This is a genomic window from Rubritalea sp. (assembly GCF_039830215.1).
In the GTDB taxonomy this organism is placed as follows: domain Bacteria; phylum Verrucomicrobiota; class Verrucomicrobiia; order Verrucomicrobiales; family Akkermansiaceae; genus Rubritalea.
In genome coordinates, this window is sequence record NZ_JBDOPO010000235.1 from 1 (window position 1) to 3,140 (window position 3,140).

Consider the following 3,140-nt stretch of genomic DNA (forward strand, 5'->3'; position numbering starts at 1 on the left):
GTTACGTTGACTACGATGGGTTCGGCGGTGCAGATACTCCAGGCGCGATGTTTGTGGACGGGCATTGGCAAACGCCCTCTGTCAGACTATTCAGTGCCTGATCTTGCGCTCCTCTTGGGTGCGCTCACCTGCAGGCATCACGCGAAGCAAATATTCACCTATTTGGAAACTGGTCACCAGGAAAAACTGCCCAAGTTCATTCGACTCTTGCTCAGACACCTCGAGTCTGATACTCCTGGAGAGACCGGAAGGCTCCTCGATTCTGTGACAACCGAATGTCCAGATAACCAAGCCGACCTCTATGCCCTAGTTCGCGATGTGGGGCTCGGTTGCGATCGCATGTTGCATGCGAGCTGCGTAGATAAAGCCTGCAGGCGCAGTTTGATAAGGCTCCTAGATAGCGTCGAGAAGATTCTGTATGGAGAAGAAAATTGAAGTGAACCAGGTGCTTACAGAGACATTACATAGTCTATGACTCGCATCAACCGCTCGATTCTAACACTAGGACTAGCGCTCCCCATGGCCGCAGCCGGTATACCTAGCGTAATAGATGAATACTCCGGCGCAACGCTTGGAAAAGAACTCGGAGTATCAGTGTGGAATGGAGGTATAATACCCTACGTGCTGCCTCCATTGCTTAGCTCCGCTTCCGGTGCTCTCCGGGACGCCGAGATAGCATCGGCACAGCGCATTATATCTGCATTTGCACACTACCACCGTCATACCGCAGTCAGGTTCGTACCTCGCCAACTTACCAATTTCCATTCGCTTCCCGATGATTACGTTGCCGTCCAATGGAGTCCCGACACTTGTGCGTCTTTCGTCGGACGGCAGACGGGCAGACAGGTGCTCTCTCTCATGATGATGGCTCCAAACCAACGGGTAACCACCGACATTGTCAATGGTGGGATGAATGATATGGACCTCAATGCTGGGTGCAGCACTGGCGATATCATTCACGAACTCGGACACTTGATCGGCTTCAGCCATGAGCAGCAGCGCCAGGACAGAGACCAATACTTGGACGTGATCAAGTCGAACCTCAGACCTTCATTCTCGTTCAACGCACCCGGCGACAACTACGGGGCTGGCTATGCACCTGCCAACCATAAGGTCGACTTCGGGGAGTATGACTATGGCTCCATCATGCACTACGAACCGGCTGGTCATGCCGTGTCCTCAAATGATTGTCTAAGTGTGGAATGTGCAGCATTGATACCACAAGCGCGGCGTTATATGCTCTGGAAGCAGACGTCTAACTACAAGCATGAGGCCACGGTCGGCCAGAGAGACGGTCTGTCCCACGGTGACCTCAAAAAAATAGCACAGTTGTACGGCACGACCGAAAATGTCGCCACTGCTGCTACGGCCTCACATACACTCCGTGGTGCATCGGCATCTAGCTCTTCTCTGAATCGCAAGTTGAGGTGTGACTTCAGTGGTCTCACCGGCGCCTGCAGCTGGGAGAATGGGTACTACTATAATCCAATTGCAGAGACGGGTTCCGACTTTCCTTTCATGCTGTCTGCCGGTACGAACTACGACCCATACGCCCCCACACACGCAGCCACCAGTAGTGACGCAGGATTCCTTCAGTTTAGCACCAAGTACTTGTCTTCGATGAAAATTGCGGGGCAAACTGCCGCCCTTTATTCACCAGTTATTACCACGGAGGACGTGCAGACGGAGTTGGAAGAGTGCATGGTGTTCCAGCTCCATCTAGCAGAAGCTAGCCATCTAAAGGTTGAAGTCATAGCGAGCAAAATCTACCTCCGACACGGAAGAGCTGCTTCCTCATGGAAATCTGTATGGGATAGTGTGGCCAGTACGACTCCGATCACACGCGGGTCATGGAATCGTGTTGAAATCCCGGTGAAAGACATCGCAACCGCAGCTGGTTCTTCGCCCGCGTTCCAAATGCGCTTTGTCGCGGAGGTCGGGAGGACGGTGGTTGGGAGTTCGCTAGGCATCGATTCTATTGAAGTTGGTCCGTGCACGCTGATTAGACCGTAGGCTGCTCACTCCCACGACCACTTGGGGAGAAGAAAATTGAGATGAACCTTGATATTAGAGGGCCCTCACAACATGTCCATTCTGGAGGATTGGGAAGCTATTCTAGCACCAGCGATCTCTGTGGCCTCTGCTGAGATACCCGGAGCCTACCAACCAAGCCTGGAAAACTTGTGGCATGCTTTCTCTGCAGTAGGCAGGCCGAGAGACGTCCGTCTAGTTATAATTGGCCAAGATCCTTATCACACGCCCGGTATGGCGACAGGCATAGCATTTGGCATTCCAAAAGACACGACGAAAATTCCTCCATCATTGCGAAACATAATGACCAAATACTCAGTTGCTGACGTCACGCTTGAAGAATGGGCAACCCGTGGTGTACTGTTGCTCAATACGGCGCTCACCGTCGAGATAGGTAAGGCAGGCTCCCATCGCAAACTCTGGCACAAAGTAATGGCTGCAGTCGTGAAGAACCTATCCCAAGAGGCGGCTAGGCAAGGCAGGAGTCTTCATTTTGTACTCTGGGGAAGAAATGCGATGGACTTGTTTAGATCGACCCCTCAGTATAACCACACACACTGCGTGTCCTCGCATCCTAGTCCCTTGTCATGTAATCGACAGCTGGGCAACTTCCCTCCATTCAAACTGAAATGCAATATACACCAATGCCCATGTGCAGCCCTATTTCCCCCAGACTCCACTAATAAAACCGCGAAGATGCCGCTCAAGGGGATTGCCGACGACCCACCACGCGTCACATTGCCGGCTCGAACAAACGATCTTGGGGTCTCTCCCATCAATTGATTCGGAAAACGTGGCGTAGGCCGCCGACAAAAGTGAGATCTCCGTGAGCGACATATTTTACTTGCTGTATGTTAGCTTCGCCTTTCCAAACGCACCCAGCTTGCGTGTGGATACAGTACGTTCCAGTCTTTCAATCGCCTTGGGATGTTTTAGCGTGCGCCGCGCCTGTGCAGATGGCGCGCGCTTCTTGATTCTTCCTTTGCCTCCACCACCTTGTACAATGACAGTAGTGGGTGTGTCAACGACTACGGCAACTCTGAAGAGACGATCTGGGTACTCTTTAGCCTTAGCCCTAACCGTTCCTAGGTGCTTCTCTAGAATTTTCG

3 protein-coding genes are annotated in these 3,140 nt (G+C 52.3%); 2 read left to right on the forward strand and 1 reads right to left on the reverse strand.

The features are described 5' to 3' along the window. Positions 1-471 precede the first annotated feature (471 nt). Together ABGY95_RS07830 and ABGY95_RS07835 are read left to right on the forward strand one after the other, a co-directional pair. Complete coding sequence (locus ABGY95_RS07830) at positions 472-2,013, forward strand: M12 family metallopeptidase (RefSeq protein ID WP_347441130.1); 1,542 nt, start codon at positions 472-474, stop codon at positions 2,011-2,013. A 72-nt stretch (positions 2,014-2,085) separates the two neighbouring features. Then, entirely contained in the window at positions 2,086-2,814 is a 729-nt protein-coding gene (locus ABGY95_RS07835; RefSeq protein WP_347441131.1) for a uracil-DNA glycosylase, read from the forward strand. Positions 2,815-2,871: 57 nt separating this feature from the next. Here the strand turns inward: ABGY95_RS07835 and ABGY95_RS07840 are convergent. Next, on the reverse strand, positions 2,872-3,140 hold a 269-nt coding region (locus ABGY95_RS07840), incomplete at its 5' end, for a hypothetical protein (RefSeq protein ID WP_347441132.1).